The following is a 15,495-nucleotide window of genomic DNA, read 5'->3' as shown; positions in this document are numbered from 1 at the left end:
CCGGCCGGCGTCACGAGGTCGTGAGGACGACGAGCTGCCGGGTCGCCCGGGTCATGGCGACGTAGCGGTCGACCGCTCCCTCGACTCCCTCGCCGAACGCCTGCGGATCGATGAGGACGACCAGGTCGAACTCGAGCCCCTTCGCCAGCTCCGGGGTCAGCGACCGGACGCGGGACGTCGTCTGGAACGCGGGATCGCCGATCACGCAGGCGATCCCCTCGGCATGCGCGGCCTGCCAGGCGCCGAGGATCGAGCCCAGATCCGAAGCGGATCCGTGGACGACGGGGAGGCCGCCGCCGCGGATGGAGGTCGGCACGTTGGCGTCCGGGAGCACGGCCCGGATGACCGGCTCGGCCTCCGCCATGATTTCCTTCGGCGTCCGGTAGTTGACGCTCAGGGTGGCCAGGTCGATCCGGTCGAGCCCGACCCGCTCGAGCCGCTCCTGCCACGACTCCGTGAACCCGTGCCTGGCCTGGGCGCGGTCCCCGACGACGGTGAAGCTCCTGGACGGGCAGCGGGCCAGCAACATCTGCCACTGCGCGTCGGTGAGTTCCTGCGCCTCGTCCACGACGACGTGCGCGAACGGGCCGGCGAGCAGGTCCGGGTCCAGGGTGGGCAGTTCGGACTCGTCGACCAGGTTCCGCTGGAGGTCCTCCCGGCGCAGCTGCGTCACGAGGCCTTCGCCGTCGTCATCGGCCTCGATCAGGTCGTCGACGACCTGGGCCATGCGCTCGCGCTGGGCGGCGAGAGCGGCCTCCCGCCTGCGCGTGCGCCGTGACGCCTCAGGATCGCCGAGCCGCTGCCGTGCCGCGTCCAGGAGCGGCAGGTCGGACACCGTCCAGGCCTGGGCGTCCGCGCGCTGCAGCCTCCGGACCTCGTCGGGACTGAGCCAGGGGGCGCACAGCCGCAGGTAGGCGGGCACCGACCACAGGTCCCCGACGAGGTCGGCCGCCTCTATCAGCGGCCACGCGCGGTTGAAGGTCGTGAGGAGCTCCCTGTCCTGGAGCAGCGACCTGCGCAGCAGTTCGGCCGAGACGTCTGCGTCGTGCCTGTCCGCCAGGATCGTGAGCAGTTCCTCCCAGATCTGGTCGCGCGCCTCGTTGTGCGGAGTGCCGGGTTCCGGCGCCTCGAACGCCTCGGCCCAGTCCTCGGGGCTCAGCCAGACGTCGGACCAGTGGGTCGTGACCGTCATCCCCTTGGCGGGCGGGTTCTCGTAGAACCTGACGGCAGGCTCGATCGCCTTCACCATGTCCGCGGCCGACTTGAGGCGCGCCACGTCCGGGTCGGTCTCGACCGCCGCCGCTGCCCCCTCGGCGACGAGGTCCCGCAGGGTGCAGGTCTGCACGCCCTCCTCTCCGAGGCTGGGGAGGACGTCGGCGACGTAGGCCAGGTAGGGCTGGTGCGGGCCGACGAACAGCACGCCGCCCCTGTGGTGACCGAGGCGGGGGTCGGAGTAGAGGAGATAGGCGGCGCGGTGCAGAGCGACGACGGTCTTCCCCGTCCCCGGCCCGCCGTCGACGACGAGAGCGCCGCGGGATCCCGCGCGGATGATGGCGTCCTGGTCGGCCTGGATGGTGCCCAGCACGTCTCGCATCCGGGGCGACCGGTCGCCGCCCAGGCTGGCGATGAACGCCGACTGGTCGTCGAGCGCGGCGTGCCCTTCGAACCCGTCCGAGGTGAACACCTCGTCCCAGTAGTCGCTGATCCGGCCGCGGGTCCAGCGATACCTGCGGCGGCTCGCCAGTCCCATCGGGTTGGCGTGGGTGGCCCCGAAGAACGGCTCGGCCGCGGGGGAGCGCCAGTCGAGCAGCGGCCGGCGGCCCGCGCTGTCCGTGAGGCCGAGCCTTCCGATGTACAGGGGCTCCGGGTCGTCCGCGCCGACCATGTGCCCGAGGCACAGGTCCAGCCCGAAACGGCGCAGCGCGCGCAGGCGGGCGGTCAGCCGGTGGACCTCCAGATCCCGGTCCAACGCCTGCCGGCCCTGGCCGCCCGGCGCCCTGCGCTCGGCGTCGAGGCGGTCGGACAGCTCGGCGATCGACCGCTCGAGGCTCTCGGCGATGGCCGCGAAGTGCCGCTCGTCGCCTGCGATCAGCTTCGGGTCGGCCTTGGCCGACAGGCGGTCGGGAAGGTCGAAAGCGCTGGTGAACAGAGGGCCCACGCCATCGGCTCCGGTCTGACCGTCCCCGCCCGACCCATGCGTCGACGACAACACACCCATTTCGCATCCCCCGGTTTCCGCAGGTTGTGACCTCGGCCGACGATTGTGCGGCACGACCGGGGTCTTGCCGCAAGCCCCCGGGCGCGCTATACGTTGGGAGTGGAAAGGAGTGGATCCTCCTCTTTCCCTCCCCGCCCCGCGAGAGCGTCGTCCCTGATGCCGGGTGCCTACGGCCAGAGCAGGTGACGAATCCAGTCTCCGCCGGTTCGCTCATATCGCAGGCGGGTGTGACGGCGTTGTGCGTCGGCCTGCCAGAACTCCACCTCCGACGCGGCCAGGGCGTAGAGCGTCCAGTCGGCGGCGACCAGGTCAGGTTCGGCGTTGATCCTGTCCAGAGCCGTCCTCAGCGCGGCCTCCGCCTCGGCGGGGTCGTCGAGGACCTGCGACTGGCGGCTGCTGAGCGCTTCGGCCCGTGCGCCGGGGGAGCGCGCCAGGAAGTCGGCCGCGCTTCGTTCGGCGCCGGCCGTGGTGACGGGTCCTCGGACGCGGATCTGGCGGCCCTGCTGCGGCCAGTAGAAGGTCAGCGCCGCATGCGGGTTGGCCTCCAGTTCGTGCCCCTTCCTCCCGGCCGCGCTGGACGCGAAGTACCAGTTCCCTTCGTCGTCGACGTCCTTGCAGATCAGCACGCGCGCCGACGGCCGTCCGCCCTCGTCGGCCGTGGACAGCGTCATCGCGTGCGGCTCGAAGACCCCGCCCTCTATCGCCGACATCAGCCACTCGACGAACAGCGAGACGGGTTCATCCGGCGCGGTCCCGGGACGGAAATCCGGCAGGTCGAAGGCGAAGACCGGCAGCGAACGCAACAGGCGCCTGACGCCGCCCGGCTCCGCCGGGCTCTCCTGAGGCATGGGGTGGCCCCTTTCTGACCGTCGCGACCGCGCGCGGTCTGTCTTCGTCCGTGGCGTCCGCCGCGGCCGTGTCCGCGGCGGCGCTGCCGTCGCGACCGGGCCGGCGGACGCCTGCGCTGATTCTCGCCCCCGTGCGTGTCCTCCCACGGGCGGGGGTGACCGGTTCCCGTGGTCGGTGGTCTGGGTATCGTCGCCGACTGTCGAAGACCTCGTACGAACGGAGGGCCTGCCACATGGCCGGGACCCCGACCGGAGCCGGGCAGCCGCGGCTGGAACGTCGCCTGGGCCTGACCGACGCCGTGGTGATCGGCCTGGGCGCGATGATCGGCGCCGGGATCTTCGCCGCACTCGGGCCGGCGGCGCACGTGGCCGGCTCCGGGCTGCTGCTCGGCCTCGCGCTCGCTGCCGTGGTCGCCTACTGCAACGCGACCTCCTCCGCCCGGCTGGCCGCCCGCCATCCCGCGTCAGGCGGCACGTACGTCTACGGACGCGAACGGCTCGGCGACTTCTGGGGCTACCTCGCCGGGTGGGCCTTCGTGGTGGGGAAGACCGCATCCTGCGCCGCCATGGCGCTCACCGTCGGTTCGTACGTGTGGCCGGGCCAGGCCCACGCGGTCGCGGTCGCGGCGGTGGTGGCGCTGACCGCGGTCGACTACGCCGGGGTGCAGAAGTCCGCCTGGCTGACCCGGGTGATCGTCGCCGTGGTGCTGGCCGTCCTCGTCGCGGTGGTGGCCGCCTGTCTCACATCCGGCGAGGCGGACACCGCGCGCCTGGCGGTCGGCTCGGACGCCGGGGTCGGCGGCGTGCTGCAGGCGGCGGGCCTGCTGTTCTTCGCCTTCGCCGGATACGCCCGCATCGCCACACTCGGTGAGGAGGTCCGCGACCCGGCCCGCACCATTCCGCTGGCCGTTCCGCTCGCCCTGGGCGTCACGCTGGCCGTCTACGCGGCGGTCGCGGTCGCGGCGCTGGCCGTGCTCGGCGAGGCCGGGCTGAGCGGGGCGGCCGCGCCGCTCGCCGACGCGGTCGACGCCGCCGGGCTGCCCGGCCTGGGGCCGGTGGTGCGTTTCGGCGCGGCGGTGGCGGCGCTCGGGTCACTGCTGGCGCTCATCCTCGGCGTCTCGCGCACGACGCTGGCCATGGCTCGCGACCGTCACCTGCCGGGAGCCCTGGCCGCCGTCCATCCGCGGTTCAAGGTGCCGCACCGCGCCGGACTCGCCGTCGGCGGCGTCGTCGCCGTGCTGGCGGCGACGGTGGACCTGCGCGGCGCGATCGGCTTCTCCTCGTTCGGTGTGCTGGTCTACTACGCCGTCGCCAACGCCGCCGCGTGGACCCTCGCCCCGGCGGAGGGCCGGCCGCCCCGGATCGTGCCCGTGCTCGGTGGCGTGGGCTGCCTCGTGCTGGCCTTCGCCCTGCCGCTCTCCTCGGTGGTGGCCGGGGCCGCTGTCCTGGCCGTGGGCGCCGCGGCGTACGGCGTGCGCCGAGCGGTCGCCAAGCGCCGGGCGTGATCAGGACAGTCGTGTCACGAAGACCCGCCGATTCCCCTTCAACTCAGGTGTTGTCCCACAAGAGTCGTACATGTCTGCTTTCATGCTGTCCTGAGATCAACGACGTCATCAGGAGGGGTGAAATATGGCCGACGACGAGGCCACACGGACGTTCGAGGAATTCGACGGCGACGACGACGGATACATCACCGCGGAGGAGTTCAAGCTCGCGATGAACGCCCGTCGCGAGGAGGTCAGCGGCGACGACCTCGAGTCGATCTTCGCGCACACCGACGACGACCAGGACGGGCGCATCAACCTGGCGGAGTTCACGGAGGCGTGGAACGCCTGACGGCCGCCGAACGGCGGGCGGCCTGCGCCCGCCGGCCCGGCATCCGGTGACGGATGCCCGCGGGTGTCACCCGTGGGCATCCGCCAGGAAGGCAACGATCAGACGGTGCTCGTCTTGGGGTCGCTCATGCCGGGCCTGCCGGTCTCCACGTGCCCGGCGACCCGGCGGACGAACGCGGCGTCGGCGTCGGAGGTGACCTTGAGGTCGTACCAGCTGTAGCTGCCGCTCAACACGGCGGTGTGGACCACGGTGCCGTCGGCCGGCACCTGGTACGTCGCCGGGGAGGCGTTGCCGTACGCGTCGGTGACGGTGACCCGGCAGGACGCGCCCCCGCGGTTGGTGAGGGTCAGCGTGACGTTCCCGAGGGCGGCGTCGTGGTCGACGGCGACTTCGGGGGCCGCCGGGCTGGTTCCCTTCGCCGGGACGCGCCCGGTGAAGGTGCGCAGGAAGCCGTTGGGCCCGTACACCGACAGGTCGTAGGCGCCCTGGTTCTTCTTGGGCGGAGTCCAGGAGCCCGTCAGGGTCTTGCCCGCCTCCACCGTGTACGTCCAGGGTCCGCCCAGTCCGTTGGCGGAGGTCACGTAGAGCGTCGCGCCCGCCGCGCCCCGGCTGGCGAAGTCGACCGCGAACGTCCCGCCGGCGGCGTCGGTCCTGCCGTCGGCCCTCAGGTCGTACGGCAGGGGCCGCGTGTGGCGCAGCCCGGCCTCCTGCTTCGGCAGGACGGGAGTGGCGGGCGGTGTGGGGACGTAGTCGGCGTGCCGCTTACGGTCCGGGGGAGCGTAGCCGGAGGTGTCGGGCAGCGACGTCTGGGTGGTGTCCGTCTGCGCGAAGTCGAAGGCACTCGTGAGGTCGCCGCAGACGGCGCGCCGCCAGGGTGAGATGTTCGGCTCGTGCACGCCGAACCGCTTCTCGACGAACTGGATGATCGAGGTGTGGTCGAAGGTCTGGGAGCAGACCCAGCCGCCCTTGCTCCACGGCGACACGACGATCATCGGAACGCGCTGGCCGAGGCCGTACGGCCCGGCCACATAACTGCCCGCATTCGTGTAGATCTCCTTGCTGACGTCCGCGGTCGACCGGCCCTGGGCGGCGGAGCCCGGAGCGTACGGCGGCACGACGTGGTCGAAGAAGCCGTCGTTCTCGTCGTAGGTGATGAACAGGGCGGTCTTGCTCCACACGTCGGGATCGGCCGTCAGCGCGGCCAGCACGCCGGCGATGTACCAGGCGCCGTAGTTCACCGGCCAGTTCGGGTGCTCGGTGTAGGCCTCGGGCGCGGCGATCCAGGACACCTGCGGGAGCCTGCCGCCGAGGACGTCGGCCTTGAGGACGTCGAACAGCCCGCCGCCCGCCTTGATGTTCGTACCGGTCCGGGCCTTGTCGTAGAGCGGGCTGCCCGGCTGGGCGTTGCGGTACCTGGTGAAGTACAGCAGCGAGTTGTCGCCGTAGTTGCCGATGTAGGGATCGCCGGCCCATCCCCAGGATCCGGCGGCGTTCAGCCCGTCGCCGACGTCCTGGTAGATCTTCCAGGAGACCCCGGCCTGCTCGAGCCGTTCGGGGTAGGTCGTCCAGCCGTAGCCGGCCTCGTCGTTGCCGAGCACCGGGCCTCCGCCGGTGCCGTCGTTGCCGGTGTGCCCGGTCCACATGTAGTAGCGGTTGGGGTCGGTGGCCCCGATGAACGAGCAGTGGTAGGCGTCGCAGATCGTGAAGGCGTCGGCCAGCGCGTAGTGGAAGGGGATGTCGGCCCGCGTGAGATAGGCCATGGTCGTGGCCGTCTTCGCGGGGATCCACTGGTCGTACCTGCCCTGGTTCCAGGCCTTGTGGCCGCCGTTCCAGTCGTGGTTGAGGTCCTGCAGGAACTGCATGCCCAGGTTGGAGGCGGTGGGATGGAACGGCAGCACGTCCTTCGTGCCGTTGGACTGGTACCAGACCGGCTTGCCGCTGGGCAGCACGACCGGGCGCGGGTCGCCGAAGCCGCGTACGCCGCGGAGCGTGCCGAAGTAGTGGTCGAAGGAGCGGTTCTCCTGCATCAGGACGACGATGTGCTCGACGTCCTGCAGGGTGCCGGTTCGTACGGCGGGGGCGACGGCGGCGGCACGGGCGATGGTCTGGGGGAGCAGCGAGAAGGCGGCGGTGCCGCCCGCGAGCTGGAGGAAGCGACGACGACCAATTCCGGTCATAGCAGGCCTCTCCTGTGAGGGGGTTCAGCGTTGACAGCCGGCCGCACCAATGGTCATCAGGCGATGACGAACGCCTCGGGACCAGAACGGAACATCATTCGGAAGGCCGTCTGAACGGCTTCGCCGGCGGCCCGGGCTGATCATGCACAGGTGCCGGTGCCACACTTGGACGCCGTACGACACGACGACAGAACGGACGGCGACGGTGACAGACGGCTTCCTTACTGGGCAATCGGGCGACTCCTCCCGCGTGACCCTGCGGCAGATGGCCACCCACGACCAGGAGGAGTTCATCGAGCTGGTCCGCGCCAGCGCCGACCTGCACCAGCCGTGGATGTCCCTGCCGGTCACGCCGGAGGACTTCCAGGACCATCTCGGCCGGTTCGATGGTCAGTCGGCGGAGGGCCTGTTCGTCTGCAGACGGGACACCGGCGCCATCGTCGGCTATGTGGCCGTCAACAGCATCATCCGCGGACGCTTCCAGTCGGCCTCGATCGGCTACGCGGCGTTCGCCCCGTCCGCAGGTCAGGGATACATGTCGGAAGGCCTCGGTCTCGTGCTGCGCCACGCGTTCGAGGAGTTGCGGCTGCACCGGCTGGAAGCCCAGATCCAGCCCGGCAACCACGCCTCCCTGAAGCTCGTGCAACGCCTCGGGTTCCGATACGAGGGGAACTCGCCCGAGTTGCTGTTCATCGACGGCGCGTGGCGGGATCACGAACGCTGGGCCATCACCACGTCCATGATCGAAGGTTTCGCGGGTGATCCGCATCCGACGCTGCCCGTCCGCTGACGGATCGGCCGGCGAGCCCGCCCGGGCGGGCTCACCGCGGAGATAAATCGGTTTCTCAGCCACCCTCGTTTCGGTACATTCGCCACGAATCACGCGTTGCCGATTGTGCAGCGCGCACCTTGACGACGGAGGGGGGCCGGCCATGCGTCACCGCATCGTCGTCGTCGTTCCCTCGTCCCGTTATGAGGTGATTCTGGTGTCTTCGTCGCTGACCGACGCCGGCCGCGCGGCCGGCATCGGCCGTTCATGACGAACGCCTGACCCCGTCCGCCCGGCAGTCGACCGGGCGTGTCCCGGCGCGTGCCACCAGGGTGGTGACAGCACGGCCGAAGTGTGGGCGTTTTGTCAGGAATTGCGCTGTCCTGTTCGGATATCCCCGAAGGGCCACGGACCGTGCGCACCGACCTGCACCGCCATCTCCCCGACCATCACGCCGACCATTTCACTGACCCGCTGAGCGGCGTCCGCAACCTGGGCATCCTCGCCCACGTCGACGCGGGCAAGACCACCGTCACCGAACGCATGCTGTACGTGACGGGCGCCACCTACAGGCGCGGCGAGGTCCACGACGGGACGACCGTCACCGACTTCGACTCCCAGGAGCGCGATCGCGGCATCACCATCTTCGCCGCGGCCGTGAGCTGCGCGTGGGACGGCCATCGGATCAACCTGATCGACACCCCGGGCCATGTGGACTTCTCCGACGAGGTGGAGCGCTCGCTGCGGGTGCTCGACGGCGCCGTCGCCGTCTTCGACGCCGTCGCGGGAGTCGAACCGCAGAGCGAATCGGTGTGGCGGCAGGCCGACAGGTACGGCGTGCCGAGGATCGCCTTCGTCAACAAGCTGGACCGCTCCGGCGCCGACCTCGACGCGGCGGTCGAGTCGATCCGCGAGCGGCTGGGGGCGGTCCCGCTGGTCGTCCAGCTGCCCATCGGGCGGGAGCGGGGATTCACCGGCGTGGTGGACCTCCTGCGCATGCGGTCGCTGGTCTGGGCGGACGGCGACGACACGGTCGCCGAGGGGCCGGTGCCCGACGTCCTGTGGGACGAGGCGCACCGGCGCCGGCGGCTGCTCGAGGAGGCGGTGGCCGAGCTCCATCCGGCCGCGCTCGAGGAGTTCTGCGCGGGAGAGGCGATGTCCGCGCGGACCCTCGCCGGCGCCCTGCGCGACCTGACCCTCAGCGGCGAGGGTCTGGTGGTGCTGTGCGGCTCCGCCTACCGCGACCGCGGGATCGAGCCGCTGCTGGACGCCGTCGTCGCCTATCTGCCCTCGCCGCTGGACGTGCCGGCCGTACGCGGCGTCCATGACGGCGTGGTGCGGGAGCGGGTCGCCGACCCGGCGGCGCCGTTCGCCGCGCTGGTCTTCAAGGTGAGTTCGAGCGCCACCGGGCGGCTGACCTACCTGCGCGTGTATTCGGGCACGGTCGAGAGAGGAGACACGGTGCTGGACGGCGGCGCGCGGCGTGCCGAGCGGATCGGCCGGATCCTGCGGGTGCAGGCCGACCGGCACACGGAGGTGGACCGGGCGGTGGCGGGCGACATCGTCGCGGTCGTCGGGCTCAAGGCCGCCCGCACCGGTGCCACTCTGTGCGCCCCCTCGGCGCCGTTGGTCTTCGAGCCTCCGGCCGCGGCCGACCCGGTGGTGTCGGTGGCGGTCGGGGCCCGCAGGAGCACCGACGCCGACCGGTTGGCGTCGGCGCTGGCCCGGCTGGTGGAGGAGGATCCCTCGCTCGCGGTGCGGACCGACCCCGAGACCGGTCAGACGGTGCTGTCGGGGATGGGTGAGCTGCACCTCGAGGTCGCGGTGGAGAAGATCCGCCGCGCCGGCGGACTCGACGTCGCCGTCGGCCGGCCGCGCGCGGCCTACCGGGAGACGGTCGTCCGCGGGGTGTCCGGCCTGCTCTACCGGCACGTCAAGCAGGACGGCGGGGCCGGCCAGTTCGCCCACGTGGTCCTCGACGTGGCGCCGCTGGACGGCGCACCGGACGCGGTCCGCGGCGAAGGGGCGGCGGAGTTCGTGTTCCGCTCTGCCGTCGCCGGCGGAAGGGTGCCGAGGGAGTACGTCCGGGCGGTGGAGGCCGGATGCCGGGACGCCCTGGCCGACGGGCCTCTCGGCGGGCACCCGGTGACGGGTCTGCTGGTCACGCTGACCGACGGAGCCACCCATCCCAAGGACTCCTCGGAGACGGCGTTCCGGACGGCAGGCCGGCTCGCGCTGAGGGAGGCGCTGCGCGCCGCCACGATGGCGCTGCTCGAGCCGGTGGCCGAGGTCACGGTCACCGTGCCCGACGACGCCGTCGGCGCGGTGCTCGGCGATCTGTCGGCGCGGCGCGGGCACGTCTCGGGCTCGGTCGTGCGGGCGGGCACGGTGGTGATCACCGCGACCGTCCCGCTCGCCGAGCTGTTCGGCTACGCGACCCGGTTGCGCAGCAGGACCCACGGCAGGGGAACCTTCACCAGCCGGCCCGCCGGGTACGCCCTGGCGCCCGGCGCCGTGTCCGAAGGGACGGCGCGGCGGTAGCACGACGGCGGTCCCGCCCATTCGCGGGCGGGACCGCTCCGCCGTCAGAGCGCCCGGGGTCAGAGCGCCCGGGGTCAGAGCGCCCGCGGTGAGCGAGCGTGGGCGGTCAGCGAGTGCCGGCGGTCAGGCGAGGGCCGCGTCGCCGGCGGCCCTGGCCCGGCGTTCCCGCCACAGGGCCGCGCCGGTGACCAGCGCGCCCACGCCCTCCCAGAGCCCCACGCCGATGAAGCTGCCCGGCGCCACGTCCGTCAGCACGAGCGTGGTGAAGACCGTGAAGGTGACCAGCCGGAAGGGGACGGTCCAGAAGAAGAACGCCCGGAAGTCGACGGCCGCGGCCAGGACGTAGTAGACGCCCATGTTCACCGACGCCATCGACGAGGCGGTCATGAAGACCCTCGTGTAGTCGCCCGAGGCGCGCTGCCCCGGGTCGACGGCCACGAAGTCGAGCATGGCCAGTTGCGCGTCGGGCGCCACCAGCCCGACCAGGCCGAGCACGAAGGCCATGGCGCCGAACACCGCCATGGTCCATCCCGAAAGGGAGCGCGGGAGTCGCACCGACATCCTCCAGTGACCGGCGTCGAGTTGTAACTCCAGCATGATCGCCGCTGGTGCTTCTCGTCGCCATGAGATCGCGGAATCCCGCCTCGCAGGAATCGGGCGGGCAGGCCGGGCGGGCAGGCCGGGCGGGCCGGCGTCAGCGCCGGATCGGCCTCATCGTCACGACGTTGATCACGGCGGCGACCAGGCAGACGACACCGACGAGGAGCCCGATCCCGGTCCGGAGGCCGGGCCACGGCCACGCGGGCGGCTCGCCTCGCGGGGCGAGCGCGGTGCGGCCGACGTCGCCCGGATCGTAGGCCAGCCGGATCATGTCTCCTGGCTTGTCCAGGAAGCACACCTGCCCGGCTCCGTCGCAATGGCTCAGCGGGATCACCTTGACGATCTCTTCGCCGCCCGCCGTGTAGCGGACCCGGGCGGAGATCGCCGTGCCCGTCAGCCCGTCGACGCCGTAGGCAGGCCTGCGCAGCACCTCTTCTATCGTCGCCGTCGTGATCAGGGCGCGGCGGGCGAACGCTGTGGCGTCGGCGTAGGACCAGGTCGCGAACGCGAGTGACACGATTGCGATGCCCAGCAGGAGCAGGACATGGCGCCGGAAATACCCGGCAGGAAACCAGGCGCCCACGTAATTGAGACGACCATCGGTACGGAAAGGTTCGCCACGGGTCACTTGGCAGGTGCGCCAACCGGCTCTCCCGGTACCTCTCCGAAGAGTTCGGCGGGCGGGCTCCCGCGACCTACGGCTAGCGTGTCGGGGGAGTCCCACCTTCGACCGCGTACGCGAAAGGTGAAGCGATGAGCGGCCTGCACGACGTCCTGAGGCGACACGTCGGCGAAGGATCGGCGCCGGGAGCGGTGGGCCTGGTGGCCCGCGGCGACCGGGTCGAGGTGGCGGCCGTCGGCTCCGCCGACGCCGGCGGCGGCGCCCCGATGGCCAGGGATTCGATCTTCCGCGTCGCCTCGATCACCAAACCGATCATCGCCGCCGCGGTCATGATGCTGGTCGAGGACGGCGGAATCGCGCTGGACGACCCGGTCGGGCGGTGGCTGCCGGAACTGGCCGCACCCGTCGTCGTCCGCACGCCCAAGTCGCCCGTCGACGACGTGGTACCGGCGGGCAGGCCGATCACGGTGTACGACCTGCTCACCTTCCGAGCCGGGTACGGCTTCCCATCCGACTTCTCCCTTCCGGCGGTCGGGCTGCTGTTCAGCGAGCTGGGACAGGGGCCACCGCAGCCGCAGCACGTCGCCGCACCGGACGAGTGGACGGCGGCGCTCTCCCACATCCCCCTGCTGCACCAGCCGGGTGACGCCTGGCTGTACAACACCTGTTCCGACATCCAGGGCGTGCTGATCGCCCGGGTCTCCGGACGCCCGTTGCCCGAGTTCCTGGCCGAGCGGCTGTTCGAGCCGCTCGGCATGGCCGACACCGGGTTCGAGGTGCCGGTCGCCAAGCTCGGCAGGTTCACCGGCTACTACCGCACCGATCCGGCGGGCGGTCTCGAGCTGGTCGACGCCCCAGACGGGCAGTGGAGCCGCCCTCCGCTGTTCCCCTCCGGCGCGGGCGGGCTGGTCTCGACCGCCGACGACTGGCACTCCTTCGCCCGGATGCTGCTCGCCGGCGGCTCCGTCGGCGGGCGCTCATTGTTGTCACCCGCCTCGGTCCGGCAGATGACCACCGACCACCTCACCGCGTCCCAGCGTGACGCCGCCGTGCTCTTCCTGGAAGGCCAGGGCTGGGGATTCGGCGGATCGGTCGACATCGAGGACATCGATCCCTGGAACGCTCCTGGCCGCTACGGCTGGGTCGGCGGTACCGGGACGGCGGCGCACGTCACCCCGTCCACCGGCCTGGTCGCCATCCTGCTCAGCCAGAAGGAGACGGGCGGGCCGACCGCGCCCGCCCTGATGCGCGACTTCTGGCGGTACGCCGCCGGCTGGGGAGACAGGACCTGATCCCCGGACCCTGAGCCCAGCCCGCGTCGCAGGACCGACGTCCGCGACGCCGCAGACGACGTCCCCCTTGGCAACCATGATCATCTGCTCATGCGGGGCAGAGGGTGGCCGGCCGCCCGACGCCGGCGGCGAAGGCCTGTCAGTGGTGGTGGCCGTGCCGGCCGAGGGTCTCCACGGGAGTCGCGCCGGGGCGGGTCCACTGCGGCACCGGGCGGCTGGTCGGGCCCCAGGTGGCGGTCCCGTCCGCGTCAGAGCGCCAGTACCAGCACGGGTGGCCCCCCTCGGGCCGGCCCTCGGGCTTGTCCTCCCACGCCTCGCCGCGGCCGTATGGCGTCATGTCGAGCAGGGCGAAGGTCCCGTTGACCGGCTCGTTGCCGCGGCCCGTCGTGGAGTAGGTGAGGAACACGCGGTCGCCGTCGCGCAGGAAGCAGGTGACGGAACCCATGCTGTCGCCGACCGGTGCCTCCACCCCGCGCACCGAGTACCAGGGCTGGGTGTAACCCATGAACTCGACGAAGGAGGCCACCTCGTCCCACCGGCCCGTGGTCAGGATCGCGAACGAGACGCCTCGCGCGTTGAGGTAGACGGCGTCCTTCAGATGCCAGGCCGCGGTGGTGCAGCCCTCGCACTGCCCCTGGTGCGGCGCGCCGTCGTGCCACATGTGCTTGTAGACCACGAGCTCCTCGCGACCCTGGAACAGGTCCAGGAACGGGACCGGGCCGTCGGGCCCGACGATCTCGACCGTCCCGTCGAACTCCACCATCGGCAGCCGGCGGCGGGCCGCGGCGAGGGCGTCGCCCTGGCGGGTGTGGGCCTTCTCGCGGATCAGAAGATCGTCACGGGCGGCCTGCCAGGTGGCCAGGTCGACGATAGGCGGGCGGCCGGGCAGCGCGGTGGTCGGGTCACTCGGCGTGGTCGTCATGGTGTCCTCCGTGGTGTCTCGTGCCGGCGGCGTCGTACGACGCTCGTACGGCGGTCACCGGTAAGACCCGTGACCCGGCCGGAACTCATCGCGGCAGGGGGGACTGCCCTCGGCCGAGCCGGGGAATCGGCCACGTCGCCGGCGGGTTCACAGAGGCGCTCTAAATGATCGAACGGGTCTATGTCGCAATGGCCTGGAGGCCTGCTAGGCTATGGCCAGTTGCAATTGTGGTACCCATAGAACGCTATGTGCACCTACGGGGCAGGACTCCGGGGGTGCACTTCTGTTTGGCCGGTCATCTCCGGATGGGCTCATTGCGGCGACGCGGAATCCGTAAGGTGCGGATTTCGGATCTGCCCCCTCATCGAAGGAGATCAGACATGGCAACCGGAACCGTGAAGTGGTTCAACTCGGAAAAGGGCTTCGGCTTCATCGAGCAGGACGGCGGCGGCCCCGACGTCTTCGCTCACTACTCGAACATCGCTTCGTCGGGCTACCGCGAGCTCCAGGAAGGCCAGAAGGTGTCGTTCGACGTCACCCAGGGCCAGAAGGGCCCGCAGGCGGAGAACATCGTCCCCGCCTGACAAGCCTGTCCCGGAAGGGCCCGCGCCGCTGAGGCGCGGGCCCTTCCGCGTTCACGCCTGGTTTCAGGCCGGGACGTCACCCGCGGATGGGATGCCGCCGGTCGAGCTCGATGTTGAGCCGCAGGACGTTGACGCGGGGCGTGCCGATGAAGCCCAGCACCCGGCCCTCCTCGACGGCGGCGATCGCCTTCAGCACCTCGGCTTCCGGGATGCCACGCTCTCTGGCGACGCGCGGGGCCTGCAGTCGCGCGTACGCCGGGGAGATGTGTGGATCGAGGCCGCTTCCGCTCGCCGTCACCGCGTCCGCAGGCACGACGGGCGTGGCCGGGGCGCCGCCGCGGATCGGCACGATCTCGCCCGTCCGGTAGTCACCGCCATGCCGGGCGCATTCCACCGGGCGGCCGGCGTAGGACGCGATGAACGGCCTGGCCACGACGCCGCACTGCTCGTTCACGCTGACCACGCGCGTCGGCCTGGTCACGTGCCCGGTCCGGTCGCGGGGTCCGATGAGTGACAGGACCGCGCCTGCGCCTCCGGGGGTGCAGAACGGCCGGGAGCCGTCCACGCCCTCCAGTGCGCCCACCGCCCTGCTGCGGGCGCACACCTGCGTGAGCAGACTGTCCCTGGCCCTGTGGGCGACGATCTCCGCGGCCTTCCTCGCCGGGTTCTCCGGCAGCGTGTCGACGATGTCCTCCGGGCCCAGGTTGCCGGCTCCGGTCGAGGTGGGGTCATAGCCGGCTCCGGCGTTCGACGGGCGGCTCTGGAAATACCGCCTGAGCGGGTCGCCGCTCCTGCCGGCGAACGACTGGCCGATGATCTCGCTGCCGACGGTACGGCCGCCGCTCGTGACCATTGAGCCTTGGGCCCTGTCGTGGAGGCCGGGAAGGAGCGCGACGCTCCAGACGGCGATCGGATAGATCACTCCGGTCAGCGCCGTGATCACGAGGAGGGCGCGGACCGCGGCCAGCAGTCGCACCAGCCAGCCGGGCGCGCGGGTCATGGGCGCCATCGGCGTCCGCCTTCGGCATCGTCCTGCGGGATCTCCCGGGGCGTCCTCATGACATCCCCGGAAGGAACTGAACCGGC

13 protein-coding genes are annotated in these 15,495 nt (G+C 71.6%); 6 read left to right on the top strand and 7 right to left on the bottom strand.

Annotated elements, in window-relative coordinates; all coding sequences use genetic code 11:
• Positions 1–10 precede the first annotated feature (10 nt).
• Both helR and Pka01_RS12450 read right to left on the bottom strand, forming a co-directional pair.
• Positions 11–2,158 (bottom strand): RNA polymerase recycling motor ATPase HelR, encoded by a 2,148-nt coding sequence (helR, locus tag Pka01_RS12455; protein WP_203882861.1) that lies wholly within the window; start codon positions 2,156–2,158, stop codon positions 11–13.
• A gap of 227 nt (positions 2,159–2,385) precedes the next feature.
• Positions 2,386–3,066, bottom strand: coding sequence for a pyridoxine/pyridoxamine 5'-phosphate oxidase (locus Pka01_RS12450; protein ID WP_203882860.1), 681 nt, complete (start codon positions 3,064–3,066; stop codon positions 2,386–2,388).
• A 233-nt stretch (positions 3,067–3,299) separates the two neighbouring features.
• Here Pka01_RS12450 and Pka01_RS12445 point away from each other — a divergent pair, with 233 nt between their 5' ends.
• Positions 3,300–4,571: an APC family permease gene (locus Pka01_RS12445; RefSeq protein ID WP_203882859.1), complete on the top strand. Its 1,272-nt coding sequence runs from the start codon at positions 3,300–3,302 to the stop codon at positions 4,569–4,571.
• A 124-nt stretch (positions 4,572–4,695) separates the two neighbouring features.
• Positions 4,696–4,902, top strand: a complete 207-nt coding sequence (locus Pka01_RS12440; protein WP_203882858.1) for an EF-hand domain-containing protein — start codon at positions 4,696–4,698, stop codon at positions 4,900–4,902.
• 98 nt (positions 4,903–5,000) lie between these two features.
• Here the strand turns inward: Pka01_RS12440 and Pka01_RS12435 are convergent, their stop codons facing one another.
• Positions 5,001–7,079 carry a phosphocholine-specific phospholipase C gene (locus Pka01_RS12435; protein WP_203882857.1) on the bottom strand — a complete coding sequence of 693 codons (2,079 nt, stop codon included), beginning with the start codon at positions 7,077–7,079 and terminating at the stop codon, positions 5,001–5,003.
• Between the two features lie 205 nt (positions 7,080–7,284).
• Between Pka01_RS12435 and Pka01_RS12430 the strand changes: the two genes are divergently transcribed.
• Together Pka01_RS12430 and fusA are read left to right on the top strand one after the other, a co-directional pair.
• A complete protein-coding gene (locus Pka01_RS12430; RefSeq protein WP_275414448.1) occupies positions 7,285–7,869 on the top strand; it encodes a GNAT family N-acetyltransferase in 585 nt (194 codons plus the stop codon).
• A gap of 393 nt (positions 7,870–8,262) precedes the next feature.
• A complete protein-coding gene (gene fusA / locus Pka01_RS12425) occupies positions 8,263–10,389 on the top strand; it encodes an elongation factor G (protein ID WP_239114928.1) in 2,127 nt (708 codons plus the stop codon).
• Between the two features lie 123 nt (positions 10,390–10,512).
• On the opposite strand, the gene Pka01_RS12420 is transcribed toward fusA, so the two are convergent.
• Positions 10,513–10,911, bottom strand: a complete 399-nt coding sequence (locus Pka01_RS12420; RefSeq protein ID WP_203882855.1) for a hypothetical protein — start codon at positions 10,909–10,911, stop codon at positions 10,513–10,515.
• A 172-nt stretch (positions 10,912–11,083) separates the two neighbouring features.
• Positions 11,084–11,572, bottom strand: a complete 489-nt coding sequence (locus tag Pka01_RS12415) for a hypothetical protein (protein WP_203882854.1) — start codon at positions 11,570–11,572, stop codon at positions 11,084–11,086.
• Between the two features lie 170 nt (positions 11,573–11,742).
• Here Pka01_RS12415 and Pka01_RS12410 point away from each other — a divergent pair, with 170 nt between their 5' ends.
• Complete coding sequence (locus Pka01_RS12410) at positions 11,743–12,903, top strand: serine hydrolase domain-containing protein (protein WP_203882853.1); 1,161 nt, start codon at positions 11,743–11,745, stop codon at positions 12,901–12,903.
• A 139-nt stretch (positions 12,904–13,042) separates the two neighbouring features.
• Here the strand turns inward: Pka01_RS12410 and Pka01_RS12405 are convergent, their stop codons facing one another.
• A complete protein-coding gene (locus Pka01_RS12405) occupies positions 13,043–13,825 on the bottom strand; it encodes a DUF899 domain-containing protein (protein WP_203882852.1) in 783 nt (260 codons plus the stop codon).
• Between the two features lie 380 nt (positions 13,826–14,205).
• On the opposite strand from Pka01_RS12405, the gene Pka01_RS12400 reads away from it, so the two are divergent.
• Positions 14,206–14,409: a cold-shock protein gene (locus Pka01_RS12400; protein WP_203882851.1), complete on the top strand. Its 204-nt coding sequence runs from the start codon at positions 14,206–14,208 to the stop codon at positions 14,407–14,409.
• Positions 14,410–14,485: 76 nt separating this feature from the next.
• On the opposite strand, the gene Pka01_RS12395 is transcribed toward Pka01_RS12400, so the two are convergent.
• Positions 14,486–15,418, bottom strand: coding sequence for a potassium-transporting ATPase subunit C (locus Pka01_RS12395; protein WP_239114927.1), 933 nt, complete (start codon positions 15,416–15,418; stop codon positions 14,486–14,488).
• Positions 15,419–15,495: the final 77 nt, after the last annotated feature.

This window comes from Planotetraspora kaengkrachanensis (assembly GCF_016862895.1).
GTDB lineage: Bacteria > Actinomycetota > Actinomycetes > Streptosporangiales > Streptosporangiaceae > Planotetraspora > Planotetraspora kaengkrachanensis.
Note: the sequence above shows the minus strand (reverse complement) of the source record. Positions and strands in the feature narration are given on the sequence as shown.

Coding starts and splice junctions, on each gene's coding strand:
- Pka01_RS12450 (WP_203882860.1), bottom strand. CDS start 3,066: ATGCCTCAGGAGAGCCCGGCGGAGCCGGGCGGCGTCAGGCGCCTGTTG.
- Pka01_RS12410 (WP_203882853.1), top strand. CDS start 11,743: ATGAGCGGCCTGCACGACGTCCTGAGGCGACACGTCGGCGAAGGATCG.
- Pka01_RS12395 (WP_239114927.1), bottom strand. CDS start 15,418: ATGGCGCCCATGACCCGCGCGCCCGGCTGGCTGGTGCGACTGCTGGCC.
- Pka01_RS12420 (WP_203882855.1), bottom strand. CDS start 10,911: ATGGCGGTGTTCGGCGCCATGGCCTTCGTGCTCGGCCTGGTCGGGCTG.
- Pka01_RS12400 (WP_203882851.1), top strand. CDS start 14,206: ATGGCAACCGGAACCGTGAAGTGGTTCAACTCGGAAAAGGGCTTCGGC.
- Pka01_RS12445 (WP_203882859.1), top strand. CDS start 3,300: ATGGCCGGGACCCCGACCGGAGCCGGGCAGCCGCGGCTGGAACGTCGC.
- Pka01_RS12435 (WP_203882857.1), bottom strand. CDS start 7,079: ATGACCGGAATTGGTCGTCGTCGCTTCCTCCAGCTCGCGGGCGGCACC.
- Pka01_RS12405 (WP_203882852.1), bottom strand. CDS start 13,825: ATGACGACCACGCCGAGTGACCCGACCACCGCGCTGCCCGGCCGCCCG.
- Pka01_RS12440 (WP_203882858.1), top strand. CDS start 4,696: ATGGCCGACGACGAGGCCACACGGACGTTCGAGGAATTCGACGGCGAC.